Origin of the sequence: Nocardia jejuensis NBRC 103114, assembly GCF_001613145.1 — a bacterium.
In the GTDB taxonomy this organism is placed as follows: Bacteria; Actinomycetota; Actinomycetes; order Mycobacteriales; family Mycobacteriaceae; genus Nocardia; species Nocardia jejuensis.
The window spans coordinates 79,644-93,351 of record NZ_BDBU01000028.1; the positions used below are offsets into that span (position 1 = coordinate 79,644).

10 protein-coding genes are annotated in these 13,708 nt (G+C 67.7%); 5 read left to right on the forward strand and 5 right to left on the reverse strand.

The genetic code is table 11. The features are described from left to right. Positions 1-69: 69 nt before the first annotated feature. The 3 genes from NJ1_RS23130 to NJ1_RS23140 all read left to right on the forward strand — a co-directional run bounded on the left by NJ1_RS23130 (position 70) and on the right by NJ1_RS23140 (position 3,717). Complete coding sequence (locus NJ1_RS23130) at positions 70-1,212, forward strand: PLP-dependent cysteine synthase family protein (RefSeq protein WP_084478652.1); 1,143 nt, start codon at positions 70-72, stop codon at positions 1,210-1,212. Further along, positions 1,209-2,627, forward strand: a complete 1,419-nt coding sequence (locus NJ1_RS23135; RefSeq protein ID WP_067697849.1) for an MATE family efflux transporter — start codon at positions 1,209-1,211, stop codon at positions 2,625-2,627. The genes NJ1_RS23130 and NJ1_RS23135 overlap by 4 nt, the downstream gene beginning before the upstream one ends. Before the next feature lie 133 nt (positions 2,628-2,760). Then, the gene (locus tag NJ1_RS23140) at positions 2,761-3,717 is read left to right on the forward strand and encodes a phosphodiesterase (RefSeq protein WP_084478667.1); all 957 of its coding nucleotides are present in this window, start codon (positions 2,761-2,763) and stop codon (positions 3,715-3,717) included. Between the two features lie 99 nt (positions 3,718-3,816). On the opposite strand, the gene NJ1_RS23145 is transcribed toward NJ1_RS23140, so the two are convergent. Continuing rightward, positions 3,817-5,295, reverse strand: a complete 1,479-nt coding sequence (locus tag NJ1_RS23145) for a stealth family protein (protein WP_067697853.1) — start codon at positions 5,293-5,295, stop codon at positions 3,817-3,819. Positions 5,296-5,905: 610 nt separating this feature from the next. Between NJ1_RS23145 and NJ1_RS23150 the strand changes: the two genes are divergently transcribed. Both NJ1_RS23150 and NJ1_RS23155 read left to right on the forward strand, forming a co-directional pair. Continuing rightward, complete coding sequence (locus NJ1_RS23150; protein ID WP_245717538.1) at positions 5,906-6,331, forward strand: hypothetical protein; 426 nt, start codon at positions 5,906-5,908, stop codon at positions 6,329-6,331. Positions 6,332-6,468: 137 nt separating this feature from the next. Then, on the forward strand, positions 6,469-7,044 hold the full coding sequence (locus NJ1_RS23155) for a TerD family protein (RefSeq protein ID WP_067697857.1): 576 nt from the start codon (positions 6,469-6,471) through the stop codon (positions 7,042-7,044). Between the two features lie 145 nt (positions 7,045-7,189). Here the strand turns inward: NJ1_RS23155 and NJ1_RS23160 are convergent, their stop codons facing one another. From NJ1_RS23160 to mfd, 4 genes are all read right to left on the reverse strand, one after another. Further along, the gene (locus NJ1_RS23160) at positions 7,190-7,894 is read right to left on the reverse strand and encodes a sensor domain-containing protein (protein ID WP_067697859.1); all 705 of its coding nucleotides are present in this window, start codon (positions 7,892-7,894) and stop codon (positions 7,190-7,192) included. Positions 7,895-7,964: 70 nt separating this feature from the next. Further along, on the reverse strand, positions 7,965-8,852 hold the full coding sequence (locus NJ1_RS39775; RefSeq protein ID WP_169813186.1) for a hypothetical protein: 888 nt from the start codon (positions 8,850-8,852) through the stop codon (positions 7,965-7,967). Positions 8,853-9,065: 213 nt separating this feature from the next. Further along, the gene (locus tag NJ1_RS23170) at positions 9,066-9,731 is read right to left on the reverse strand and encodes a nucleoside triphosphate pyrophosphohydrolase (protein ID WP_067698010.1); all 666 of its coding nucleotides are present in this window, start codon (positions 9,729-9,731) and stop codon (positions 9,066-9,068) included. Positions 9,732-10,006: 275 nt separating this feature from the next. Continuing rightward, positions 10,007-13,624, reverse strand: a complete 3,618-nt coding sequence (gene mfd / locus NJ1_RS23175) for a transcription-repair coupling factor (RefSeq protein ID WP_067697863.1) — start codon at positions 13,622-13,624, stop codon at positions 10,007-10,009. Positions 13,625-13,708: the final 84 nt, after the last annotated feature.

The following is a 13,708-nucleotide window of genomic DNA, read 5'->3' on the forward strand; positions in this document are numbered from 1 at the left end:
TGCTCCAGCGGTCCCGATACCTTTCATTCCCTCTTACGTTCACGTACCGCCAGCTCGGGAGGAGACATCATGCCGGTCGTCACGACGCGGGTAACCGATCTCATCGGCCAGACGCCGCTACTCGAACTCGCCGCCACGGACACCGGCACCAGGCTTTTTCTCAAGCTGGAGAACATGAATCCCACCGGCGCGGCGAAAATTCGAATGGCGCGGGCCATGGTGGACGACGCCGAAGCACGCGGACTGCTGCGGCCGGGCGGGCACATCGTCGAATCGACGTCCGGGAATACCGGGCTGGGTTTGGCGGTAGTCGCGGCCGAACGCGGGTATCGCTTCACAGCGGTGGTCGACAACCACGCATGCCGGGACAAATTGCGCGCAATGAAGGCCATGGGAGCAGAACTCGTATTCGTCGCCGACGACGGTGACGACGGGCTGGCGACATCCGCCCGGGAAGACCTCGCCGAGCGGTTGGCGCGCGAGGAGTGCGACGCCGCCCGGCGTGCGGGGCTCGAACCCAACACCTACTTCACCGAACAGCACAACAACGACGCGAACGCGGTGGGCTATCACCCGCTGGCGGACGAACTGCTCACCGATCTGGGCCGGGTGGATGTGTTGATCTCCGCCGTCGGCACCGGTGGCTCGATGTTCGGCACCGCCCGCAGACTGCGCGAACTCGGGCACGAGCCGCTGCTGTTCGGCGTGGAACCGGTGGGCTCGATCGCCTTCGGCGGACCGGCGGGACCGTACTGGCAGTCGGGCACCGGAACGCCCGAGGGCGCGGATCCGGGCAAGATCGTCGCGGAGGATCTGGAACTGCTCGAGGAGGGGCTCAAGGTCTCCGACATCGACGCCTTCGCTGCCGCCCGGGTGCTCGCCGCCAAACGGGGCCTGCTGATCGGCGGATCGGCCGGTGGGTCGGTCGTCGCGGCGCTGGAACGGCTGACCGAGTTCCCGCCGGGATCGGTGGTCGTCACGATCGTGTGCGACGGCGGGGAGAAGTACCTCGACACCGTCTTCGACGACGACTGGATGAGCGACCGGGATCTGCTCGACGCCCGCGCCGAGACCACCGTCGCCGAGCTCCTGGACCGGTACGCGCCGACGCACGACGCGGCGACGCGTGATGCCGCGCGGCGGGCCGCGAACACGCACGCCATCCTGGTGCCGTCGGCCGTTCCGGATTCGATCGGAGCTGCGGGCAAATGACCTTCGGCCCTCGGCAGTCGAGCTTCGCCCCACGGCAATCGGACGGGCGGCAGCTGACCTCACTCGCCATGCCCATCGCCATGACACAGCTCGCGCAGGTCGCGGTGTCGACCACGAATATCGCGCTGATGGGCACGCTCGGGGTGCGGCAGGTCGCGGCCGGCGGGCTGGCGCTGGTGCTGTTCAACCAGATTCGGACCATGTGCGTCGGGCTGATCACCGGAACCGGTAATCAGGTGGCGACCGTGGTGAGCCGCCGGGACCGGAACACCAGGCTGATCGAGGCCGAGGTCCGGGAGGTGGTGCGATCCAGTTTCGTGATCGCGACCATGGCCGGATTGCTCGGTGGCGCAGTGCTGATCGGACTGGGCTGGTCACTGCAGTGGCTGGGCCAGGACGCGGCGGTACTGGCCGAGGCTCGGCCCATGATGGTGGCGCTGGCCCCGGGGCTGGTGCCGTGCCTGTGGTTCCAGGTACTGCGGCAGTACACCGTGGGTATGCAGCGGCCGCAGGCGCTGCTGCTGGTGACGCTCGGGTCGGTGGCGCTGAACGTCGTTCTCGCACTGGGATTCATGCACGGCTGGGCCGGGCTGCCGGAACTGGGACTCACCGGCATCGGCGTGGCCACCTCGCTGGTCTTCCTGATCACCTTCGGGGTGTTCTGGGTGATGGTGCGCCGGGACTCGAAACTCGGTGCGACACTGCCGCTTCGGATGTGGCCGGTCCGGATGTCGACGGTGCGGGACGAACTGCGGCTGGGGACGCCGATCGCGCTCACCTACGGCTCCGAGGCCGGCATGTTCTCGGTTCTGGCGCTGGTCATGGGCAGTCTCGGGGCGGCGGCGCTGGCCGCGCACAATGTCGTCTATCAGATCGTGTACATCGTTTTCCAGGTCGCGATCGGGCTCTCGCACGGGGCGTCGATCCTGGTCAGCAAGGCCGTGGCGCGGGACGAGTTCACCCATGCGCGATCGGTGGCGTGGCTGGCGCTGCGGTACTCCGCGGTGATCGTCGCGGTGACGGGCATCGCGTATGTGGCAGCGCCGGATTGGGTACTCCGACCATTCCTGGCCGACAGCGACACCGCGACGGTCGAACTGGCGCACGGACTGCTGCTGATCGCGATCGTGCTGCAACTGTTCGACTCGGCCCAGAACATCGGAGTGGGGCTGCTGCGGGGACTCAAGGACACCAAGGCCGGGTTCCGGCTCTCGCTCGTGGGGTACTGGGGTGTGGGGTTGCCCACTGCGCTGTTGCTCGCGTTCCCGCTCGGTCTGGGGGCCCCGGGCGTGTGGTGGGGGCTCACCGCCGGACTGGCCACCACCGCTGTTCTGATGCTGCGCCGCTACTTCACCCTGTTGCACACGCGTGAGCAGCAACATCCCCGCGTGCTGGCCGGTAGCCTCGGCCACTGAGCCGACACGTAAATCTCACCTTCCCGAAAGCATGTCGTCATTGGAGCTGGGCACGCTGGTAGAAACGGGCTTCGCTATCCTTGCCACGAAATCGGCAAAATAGGGCGAACCACCAATGCCGGGGAGGATGTCCGTGCACATCTCACGAGTCGCCGAGCACCCACGAGCAGATCACGTGCTGTTCCACTTCAGCGACACTCACCTCATCGCCGACGATGCCGACCTGTACGGCGCGGTCGACGCGGCCGCCCGGCTGAACATGCTGCTGGGGCAGGCCGAGGCCAGCCGCATCAGCCCGACCGCCATCGTGTTCACCGGCGACCTCACCGATCAGGGTGAGCCCGGCGCGTACCGCAAGCTGCGTGACATGGTGGAGCCATGGGCGGCCCGCATCGGCGCACCGCTGGTCTGGGTGGCGGGCAATCACGACGATCGCGCGGTGCTGCGCGAAACGCTGCTCGGCGAAACCGGTTCGGCCGCACCGTTCGACCGTGTGCACACCTTCGACGGGCTGCGGATCATCGTCCTGGACACCACCGTGCCCGGCCATCACTGGGGCGAGATCACCGACGACCAATTGGATTGGCTGCGCGCGGTTCTCGCCGAACCCGCACCCTTCGGCACCATTCTGGCCATGCATCATCCGCCGGTGCCGTGCGTGCAGGATCTGGCGGTGACGGTGGAGCTGCGCGATCAGCGGCGTCTCGCCGACGTGCTGGACGGCACCGACGTGCGCGCCATTCTGGCTGGGCACCTGCACTTCTCGACGAGCGCCACCTTCGCCGGGATTCCGGTGTCGGTCGCCTCGGCCACCTGCTACAGCCAGGACATGGCGGTGCGCGAGGGCGGCCAGCGCGGGCGGGACGGGGCACAGGCGTTCAACTACGTGCACGTGTTCCCGGACACCATCACGCATTCGGTGGTGCCGATCGGGTCGGGGGCCGCGGTCGGCGAACCCGCGACGCCCGAGCAGGCGGCCGAACGGCTGGCCGAGGCGGGGATCGTCATTCCGCCCGCGGCCGGGATTCCGCATGTGCTGCGGCGGCGGACGCCTACCGCGGCGGAGGCGGACGGGGACGGGTCGCTCTGAATCGGCCGAACGGCGGCGAATCCACGCCGCCGCTCGGGGTCTACGGGCTCGCGGCCGCTCGGGGTCGATTCACCGAATTCGGTTCAGGCCGAATCCGGTTCAGGCCGCGCCGGATTCGAAGGCCGCGATGGAGCCCGCGATGCTGTCCGGCTGTTCCCAGGGACCGGGCTCGGGGAAGTAGGTCTCCAGGAACTCCGAGACCGCGCGCACCCGTTCGATCTCCGGGACCTCCGGGAAACTGCCGTCGTTGAGGCAGAAGAAATCGACATTGCGCCGTCTGGCCACGCCCTCGAGCAGAGCCAGGCCGGTGTACATGGTGGTGTCCACGTAGCGGACCTTGGCGGACTCCTGCGGCACCGCGCGGCCGGTGAGCAAGGCGTAGTAGTGGTACAGCGAATTGGTCACCGAGATATCGGTGGCGGCGCGGAAACGGCTCGCTCGGGTGCGGGCGAAGTCCTCCGGGAAGGCCGCCTCCATTTCCCGAAGCACGCTGCGCCGCAGCGGAACCGGGGTGTGCTCGAGATGCCGGGTGATGATGTGCCCGAACCGCTGGGTCAGCAATTGCCGGTTCACCCGCGCGGCGTTCTCGAAACCGCTGCGGCGTTCGTCGTTGACGCCCGGCCCGATTCGGGTGCCCGCCTCGATGTAGCGGCTGATACCGGCCGGGGTGAAGAACATGGACGGGCGCACCGGGCGCGCGAAGAACATGTCGTCGTTGGAGTACAGGAAGTGCTCGGACAAACCCTCGATGTGCTGCAGCTGGCATTCCACCGCATGGGAATTGAACACCGGCAGCCCGCTGGCGTCGGGGAAATGATCGATCGCGCGCACGACCGTCACCTGCGGATCCTCGGCGAGCCAGTCCGGCACCTTGGAATCGGTGGCGATGAAGATGCGGCGGATCCAGGGCGCGTTCTTGTGCACCGAGCGCAGGGCATAGCGCAGCTCGTCGATCTGGCGGATGCGGGCATCGGCCTCGTCACCCTCGCCGACCACCACCTGCGCCATCATTCCCGCACGGCGAGCACGGAATTCGGGATCGGTGCCGTCCACCCAGGAGAACACGATGTCGATGTCGAAGCCGACATCGGTGGAGTGCGGGGTGAACATGCCGGCCAGCGTGGACCAGCTCGCGTCGTAGAGCAGCACCGTGCTCGGATCGACGTCGGCGAGGTCGAATACATTGCGGGTCAGCGCGTTCGGGCGCGGGCACTCGACGGTGTCGCCGTGGTACTCCCACAGTTCGATGTCGACGTGATGCGCGGAATCGAGGTCCCGGCCGAGCCGGAACACATTGTGCTGCTTCTCGTTGCACGAGAAACCCGACACCATGGCCGCGCCCAGCACCCGCCGCACCGCGGCGCGGTAGGTATTGTCCACCGCCAGCACCAGGCGATGCGCCGAATCGCGCACCAGCAGGTACGGCACCTCCAACTGGGTCAACTCCGCGCGCAGATAGCGCAGGTCGTCGATCACCGCCGCGGACACCACCAGATTCGCGGCCACCGAGCCGCTGACGATCTCCACCGTCTCGTTCGTGCTCACCGTCGGCTGCTGCCCCGGGCCCATCTCCACCATCACCGTCTCCGTCCTCGTCGCACTCTTCGCCCACATGTCCGCACCCCATGCACGGCGCGCCCAACCCGGAATGACTCCGGCAGGGCGCGCGAAACACGGTGAGCGCATTCAGAAGAACGGTGCGCAGCAGAGAGTTCGTGAGAACTGGTCCACTGTGGCCGTAGTCGGCGGTCGTCGGTACGGCCGGAAATTCATTCGCACTCACCTCACTCGTTCCGGCGGCGCTGAGCCGCGTTCGATGCGAAAACTGTTCGCGTTCGTCGACGCCAGGAGGCGGACGATCTTCACCGGACGGTCATCGGCCGGCTACTCGCTTGGCCCCGAATAGATGAGGGACTGTAACGAATGATGCAACCGCCGAGGCTTCTCGTCAATCCATTCCCGCGCAGGTCCACAGGTGTTTTCACAGCTGTAACCGACATTCGGGACAGGACTCCGGATCCTGGCGAGGCCGTCGGAGGCCAGCGCGTCACCGCCACAACGGCATACACTTCATGGCAACACAGTCCAGCCCGCTGTGTTGGTACCGGATCATGAGGTGACGCAGATGGTAGCGCAATCGCGGGAACGTCAGGAGCCCTTAACGGAGCATACGCCCGATCACCCAGAGTTGGACGCCCTACCCGAGTGGCCACTGGACACCATCGGTGTGCTGGTGACCGCGGATCCGGCGCCACACGCCATTCCGGTCTCGTGGCCGGTGCGCGCCGGGGATCGGCGAATCCTGCTCAGCCTGAAGTCCGATCGCGGCTCACTCGCTCGGCTACGGGATCGGCCGGAGGTCGCGCTGCTGATTCTCAGCGGTGGCAATGTGGCGCTGTGCGCGCGTGGCGCAGCACACGTCATCGCCGATCCGATGCCGGGAGCCGAGGACTACGTCGCGGTCGCCATCGACGTCACGGTGATCGACGATCACCGGCAGTCGGCGTTCGCGGTACTGACCGGCATCCAGCGGACAGTGATCGATCCCACGGAGTTGCGCTACCTCGAAAAGCGGGTCACGACCCTGAAAGCCATGGCCACGGAACGCAACTGAGCATCTCCCCCCGCTTGAAATCGGACATTTCAGGCGTTCCGTGCTGGTAGCGGCGAAATGAATGCGCACAGCGGGTCTTCATTTCCACCATAATCGGCAGGGGATGCGGTGCGAATGGCACCGCGGGGAAGGAGATCATGTCAGTCAGCTTGGCCAAGGGCGGAAATGTTTCGCTGTCCAAACAGGCCCCGAACTTGACCAAGGTCGCGGTCTGCCTCGGTTGGGACGTGCGCACCACCACCGGTGCGGACTACGACCTGGACGCGAGTGCTCTGGTCTGCGGGCCGAACCAGCGAGTGCTGTCCGACGCGCACTTCGTGTTCTACAACAACCTGCGCTCCCCGGAGGGCACCGTCGAGCACACCGGTGACAACCTCACCGGTGCCGGCGACGGTGACGACGAGGTGATCAACGTCGACCTGGCGGCCACGCCCCCGACGATCACCAACGTCTTCTTCCCGGTGTCGATCCACGACGCGGACAACCGCCAACAGTCCTTCGGCCAGGTCCGCAACGCGTACATCCGCGTGGTGGACGCCTCGAACGGCTCCGAACTGGCCCGCTTCGACCTCACCGAGGACGCCTCCACCGAGACCGCCATGGTCTTCGGCGAGCTCTACCGCCACGGCAACGAATGGAAGTTCCGCGCCATCGGCCAGGGCTACGCCTCCGGCCTCGGCGGCATCGCCCGCGACTACGGCGTCAACGTCTGACAGGCACCGCCTGACCGCCACGTGCGAAAGCGCCGCTCGGCCCCGGACCAGCTCCGGCCGAGCGGCGCTCTTTCGTTCCCGGGGCAGCGAACAGTTCCCAGGCCGTAAACCGTTGCCGGGCCGCGGGTTCGAGCCGGTTGAGCGGTCAGATCTGGCGGATCTTGGTAGCGATGCGGTCGGCTATCACCGCGGAGGTGCGCGAATCGGCGTAGGCGCAGCTGGAGATTTCGATGAGGACGTTGCCCTGGGTCCGCATGGTGAACGAGCACACCCAGGTGCTGGAGTCCTTGGGGGTGAGGGTCCAGTCGACGGACGTCGCGGAGGCGTCGGTGGTGTGCGGGACCTGGTTGACGCGCAGGGTGGACTTGGTGGCCTTGCCGTCCTGGGAGGTGCTGGTGACGTCCTTGTCGCGGCATTTGGCCAGGGTGTCGGTGTACTGGGTGACCATCGCCTCGGCCTGCAGGAAATTCTTGAAGGTGGTGACGGTCTGGTAGATGGCGTGCTGATAATCGTCGCCGGGCTCCTGCAGGGAGCGCAGGCGGTAGCCGTTCCACTTGTCGCCGTAGGTCTCCGAGTCGCCGGTGTAGAACATGGGCGCACACTCGGGCTTGCTGTAGGTGAAGTTCGGGACGGTGGGAACGGTGTTCTCGAACTTCTGCGCCAACGTCTTCGCCGCGACGAGCTTGTTCATCTCGTCGACCGTCAGCATGACGTCGGGGATCTTGTCGGGGGTCAGTCGCGGCATCTTGGCCACCACCGGATCCGGCACGGCCGTACCACTCGTGACCCCGCCGCAACCCGCCGCCAACATCAGCAGCGACAAGCCCACGGCGATATGACGCCCCCGCATTGGTCCTCCTCTGAACCCGAAACAGCTCGAAGCATAGCCGCCACAGCGGACGCAACGCTCGCCGTCGAGATCAGGAGATACGCTGCCGCAACCACTCCGGGATCTCGTCACCGGCGCGCGGGTACGCGGCCAGCTCGCGGCGGCATTCGTCGGCGTCGGGCACCGGCAACCATTCCGGAACGTCCTGGAACGACAGCTTGAACTGCGCGCGATCCTCATCGGATTTGATCGCCACCTGCCCGCTGAGCCAGGTTCCGGTCATCTGGTCGTAGCAGACCTCTTTGAGCTTGTTCACCAGCGCCAGCACCTCCTCCGAGGGCTTGGCGTCATCGACCGACTCGTCACCCAGCTGCAGCTGGATGCCCGCGTGCCCGTCCTCGCCGACCAGCGAGAACCACAGCACTGCCAGCTGCCAGTTCGCGGGCAGCTCATCGGTGAGCGCGCTGATCAGGGCGCTCTCCACCATGTCCCGGTCCGGCGAACGCGGCACCGCGGACAGCGAATCCGGCTCCTGCTCCCCCGTGGCCACGATCAGATCCGCGTGATGCGCGGACATCGCCTCCATCACCACGTCCACCGCGACGGGTAGCCGGTCGGCGGTCAGGTACAGCGGTTGATCCACGGCCCGCTTGGCGCGCGCGTCACCCAGCGCGAGCACCCGCGAGCGGTAATCCTCCGGATCGCGCATGAGCACCTCGGCGAACCGCTCCTCACGGCCACCGCCGAGCAGCCGCCCCACCCGCACCCGAATCCGATCGACCTCGTGCCACGCGACGTGCGGATACCCCTGATAGGTGAAGCCCTGATCGGTGATGATCAGCGAGGGTGCGGGACGGATCAACTCGTGCAGCATGGCCAGCACGCCGAAGGCGAACACCGCCATCGAGAATCCGCCCAGCAGGCGCAGCGGCGTGCTCTCGGCGGCATCGAAGACCAGCAACCCGGGCAGGGCCGCCATGATCACAAAGAAGACTAGACCGCCGAATGCGCCCGACCTGGATGGGTAGTACTCGGTGATCGAATCGCGCCCCGCATCATGCACACCGGAAACGCTAGCTCACTCGAGCCGACTGCAACACTGCCGCAATCCGGCGAAATCTCTCGCGACCGAAATCCGGCCACTCGCGACGGGGAATGCGCGACCTGTCTGCGCGACCTATCGGGGCCAGAACTATCGGGGCCAGAATTCGATCCAGTCGGCCGCGGACAACGGCGAGCGAGTGCCGCGGGCACGCTCGGCGGCGTCCTCGGCCTCGCGGATGGCCGCGGCGAAAAGGAGCGTCCGCTTGCGCAGGAGCTCCTCGGCGCTGTCGGGGCCGCCGAGACGGACCGCCCGGAGCCCGTCGGGGACCAGTGAGTCGGGCAGGCCCGCTTTCGCGCTGCGCGAGCGCACCTTCTCCGCCAGAGCCAGCGCGGGCTGGGCCATCGCGATGCCGTCCAGACACGAGCGCCGGGCCTTCTCGGCGGATTTGCGTTCCTCCCAGGCGCGTTCCTGCGCGGCGATCTTGTCCTCGACGGCGGCGTCGGCCCCGAAATCCGCCTCGGTCAGGTGCGGACTGCGATTCACCAGCTTGGCCACCAGTGCGGCCGCCACGTCCGCGACCGTGAATTCGCCTGCGGCCTCGGCGATCCGGGAGTGGAACAGCACCTGCAGCAGCAGATCGCCGAGCTCCTCCTTGATCGTCTCGGCGTCCTGCGCCTGCACCGCGTCGAGCAGTTCGTAGGTCTCCTCGAGCAGATACGGGCGCAGCGAATCGTGCGTCTGGGTGACCTCCCACCCGCCGAAATTCCACAGGCGATCCATGACGTCGACGGCCTCGCCGAGCGCCTCGGTCATCCGGGCCACGTCGGCGGTCGCCCCGGCGGCGTGTACGGCGTCGGTCGTCCCAGCAGCGGTGGGCACAGCGGCAGTCGTCCCGGGGTCGGTGGGCACAGCGGTGGCGGGCACGGACGGCTCACCCGCGGTCGAACTGATCGCATCGAGTTCGCCTGAGGCAGCACGTGTTCCGGCGGACCGCGCGGGCGCACTCGAACCCTCGGCGAGCTCTCGTCCGGGCACGGAGTCACGTCCGGGCCCGAAATCCCGGCCGTTGCCGGACGCGTGTGACCGAGTCATCGGGCGGCGGACACCTCGGTCTCGACCGTGACGTCCACCGCGCCGGGCGCTTTTCCGTCGAGGGCGAGCAGCAGATCCGCGACGAACTGCAGGACCTGCACGTCGCGGACGCGCGCCGCGCCGACGCTGTCCTCCACCCGCGGGAGCGGGAGTTGCACGATGCCGGTGGTGGGACGGTAGGTGGCGTTCGGGTAGAGGCGCTTGAGCCGAAGCTGTTTGGAATCGGGCAGTTCCAGCGGCATGACCTTGAGAGAGGTTCCGGTGACGCCGATTTCGGTCAGCCTGTAGTGCCGTGCCAGCAGGCGCAGCTTGGCCACCGAGACCAGCCTGCCCACCTCCACCGGCAGCGGGCCGTAGCGGTCAACCAGCTCCTCGACGACGGCGGCGAGCGCCGAATCGTCTTGCGCGGCAGCCAGTTTGCGGTAGCCCTCCAGGCGCAGACGATCCGAGGCGATGTAGTCGGGCGGAATGTGCGCGTCCACCGGAAGGTCGATGCGCACCTCCCTCTGCTCCTCGTCCACCGCGATCGGGCGGCCGTCCGCGGCGGCCCGGTACGCCTCCACCGCCTCGCCGACGAGTCGCACGTAGAGGTCGAAACCGACACCCGCGACGTGACCCGACTGCTCCGCGCCGAGCACATTGCCCGCACCGCGAATCTCGAGGTCCTTCATGGCGACCGCCATGCCCGCACCCAGGTCCGAGTTCTGCGAAATGGTGGCGAGCCGGTCGTAGGCGGTCTCGGTGAGCGGCTTCTCCGGCGGGTACAGGAAGTAGGCGTAGCCGCGCTCACGACTGCGGCCGACCCGGCCACGCAGCTGGTGCAGCTGCGAAAGACCCAGTGCGTCAGCGCGTTCCACGATCAGCGTATTGGCATTGGAGATGTCCAGCCCGGTCTCGATGATGGTGGTGCACACCAGCACGTCGAACTCGCGCTCCCAGAAACCCTGCACCGTCTTCTCGAGGTTGTCCTCGTTCATCTGACCGTGGGCGACGGCGACCCTCGCCTCGGGCACCAGCTCGCGAATCCGCGCCGCCGCCTTGTCGATCGAGGACACCCGGTTGTGCACGTAGAACACCTGGCCGTCGCGAAGCAGCTCGCGCCGCAGCGCGGCGGCGACCTGCTTGTCGTTGTACGCGCCGACATAGGTGAGCACCGGATGCCGCTCCTCCGGCGGCGTGAGGATGGTGGACATCTCGCGAATGCCCGCCAGGCTCATCTCCAGGGTGCGCGGAATCGGCGTGGCGGACATGGTGAGTACGTCCACGTGCGTGCGCAGCGCCTTGATGTGCTCCTTGTGCTCGACGCCGAAGCGCTGCTCCTCGTCGATGACGACCAGGCCCAGATCCTTCCAGCGCACGCCGGTCTGGATCAGGCGGTGCGTGCCGACGACGATATCCACCTCACCGGCGGCCATTCCCTCGATGATCTCGCGAGATTCGGCCGCGTCGGTGAAGCGCGAGAGACCCTTCACCTTCACCGGGAAGCCCGACATGCGCTCGGTGAAGGTCTGCAGATGCTGTTGCGCCAGTAGCGTTGTCGGCACCAGCACCGCGACCTGCTTGCCGTCCTGCACGGCCTTGAACGCCGCGCGCACCGCGATCTCGGTCTTGCCGTAGCCGACGTCGCCACAGACCACGCGGTCCATCGGGACCGTCTTCTCCATGTCCGCCTTCACCTCGGCGATGGCGGTGAGCTGATCGACGGTCTCGGTGAACGCGAACGCGTCCTCCATCTCCTGCTGCCACGGCGTGTCCGGACCGAACGCGTGACCGGGCGCCGCCTGGCGCACCGCGTACAGCTGCACCAGCTCGGTCGCGATCTCGCGAACGGCCTTGCGCGCCTTGCGTTTCGTGTTCTGCCAGTCCGAGCCGCCCAACTTGGACAGACTGGGCAGCTCGCCGCCCACGTACCGCGAGAGCTGATCGAGCGAATCCATCGGGACGAAAAGCCGGTCCCCCGGCTGCCCGCGCTTGCTCGGCGCGTACTCGATGACCAGGTACTCGCGCCGGGCTCCGGCGATGGTCCGCTCGATCATCTCCACGAACCGGCCGATGCCGTGCTGATCGTGCACGACCATGTCACCGGCGCTGAGCGCCAGCGGATCGACTTGATTGCGCCGCCGCGCGGCCAGCTTCCTGCCGTCGCCCGCGGCCGTGACGCGATTGCCGGTGAGATCGGATTCCGAGATCACGACGAGCTTGGCGTCCTCGAAAACGACGCCGTCGTGCAACGATCCACACAGCACGCCGACCAGTCCGCGCACCGGTTCCGCGCCCGGCTCCAGCGTCGCCGCAGGCACCTCGGCCTCACCGAGACGCTCCAGGAAGCGTTGCGCCGTACCGTGTCCCGCGACCACGATGACCGCGCGGCCACCGGTGGAGACGTGCGCGCGCAAGGAGGCGAACAGGGTGGCGACCAGTTCCTCCGAGCCGCGCGCCGAGGGCGCGGCCAGCACCGGCAGCACGATCTCGTCCGGATGATCGGCGATCAGCGGGCTCAGCGTCCACCACGGCAGGCCGCGCTTGTCGGCGTCCGCGTGCACCACGTCCAGGCCTCGATACGAGGAGGCCGCCAGATCCAGGCCGTGCGCGCCGAGCGGCGCCGCGCCACCGAACGACGCCGCCGTCCACGACGCTTCGAGGAACTCCTGCCCGGTGCGCACCAGATCGGCGGCGCGGGTGCGGACCTTCTCCGGATCGCACAGCAGCACATGGGTTTCCGGCGGCAGCGCCTCGGTGAGCAACCGCAGCTCACCCGGCTGCAGCACCGGCAGCAGGGCCTCCATACCCTCGACCGGGATGCCCTGCGACAGCTTCTCCAGCATCTCCACCAGGGCGGCGTCGGCGGGATTCTCGGCCGCCACCTCCGCGGCCCGCTCGCGCAGGGCGGGGGTCAGCAGCAGTTCCCGGCACGGCTGTGCGACCACCAGATCGATGGGCGTGTCGTGCAGCGAGCGCTGATCGGCGACCGAGAAGGCACGCAGTTCGGAGACCTCGTCACCCCAGAACTCCACGCGCACCGGATGATCCGCCGTCGGCGGGAACAGGTCCAGAATGCCGCCGCGCACCGCGAACTCACCGCGCTTGCCGACCATGTCGACCCGCTCGTAGGCGAACTCGACCAGTCGTGCGAGCAATTCGTCGAAGTCGTGCTCCGCCCCGACCCGCAGCAGGATGGGCTCGACGTCGCCGAGTCCGCTCGCCATCGGCTGCATGAGCGAGCGCACCGTGGTGACCACCACGCGCAGCGGCTCGTGGTAGATCGGATCGTCGGGGTGGGCAAGCCGCCGCAGCACCTGCAGGCGCTTGCCGACCGTGTCCGCGCCCGGCGAGAGCCGCTCGTGCGGCAGCGTCTCCCAGGACGGGAACAGCGCGACGGTGTCACCCAGGATCTCCGTCAGCTCGGCGGTCAGGTCGTCGGCCTCGCGTCCGGTGGCCGTCACCACCACCAGCGGCCGCTGTGCGGCAATGGTCACGGCCACGAAGGGACGGGCCGCCGAGGGCGCCACCAGCATGGCCGAGCCCCGCCCGATCAGCTTGGTGACCTGCTGCAACGCGGAGTCGGTACCAGCCACTGCGGCCAATCCCGCTAAAGGTGGACGATGGGTGGGCATATGCGGACTCCTGGGCGCGGATCAGCGTTTCAGACGGCCAACCGAGTCTAGTCACCCTGTCGGACAGACCCGGATCTGCGTGCT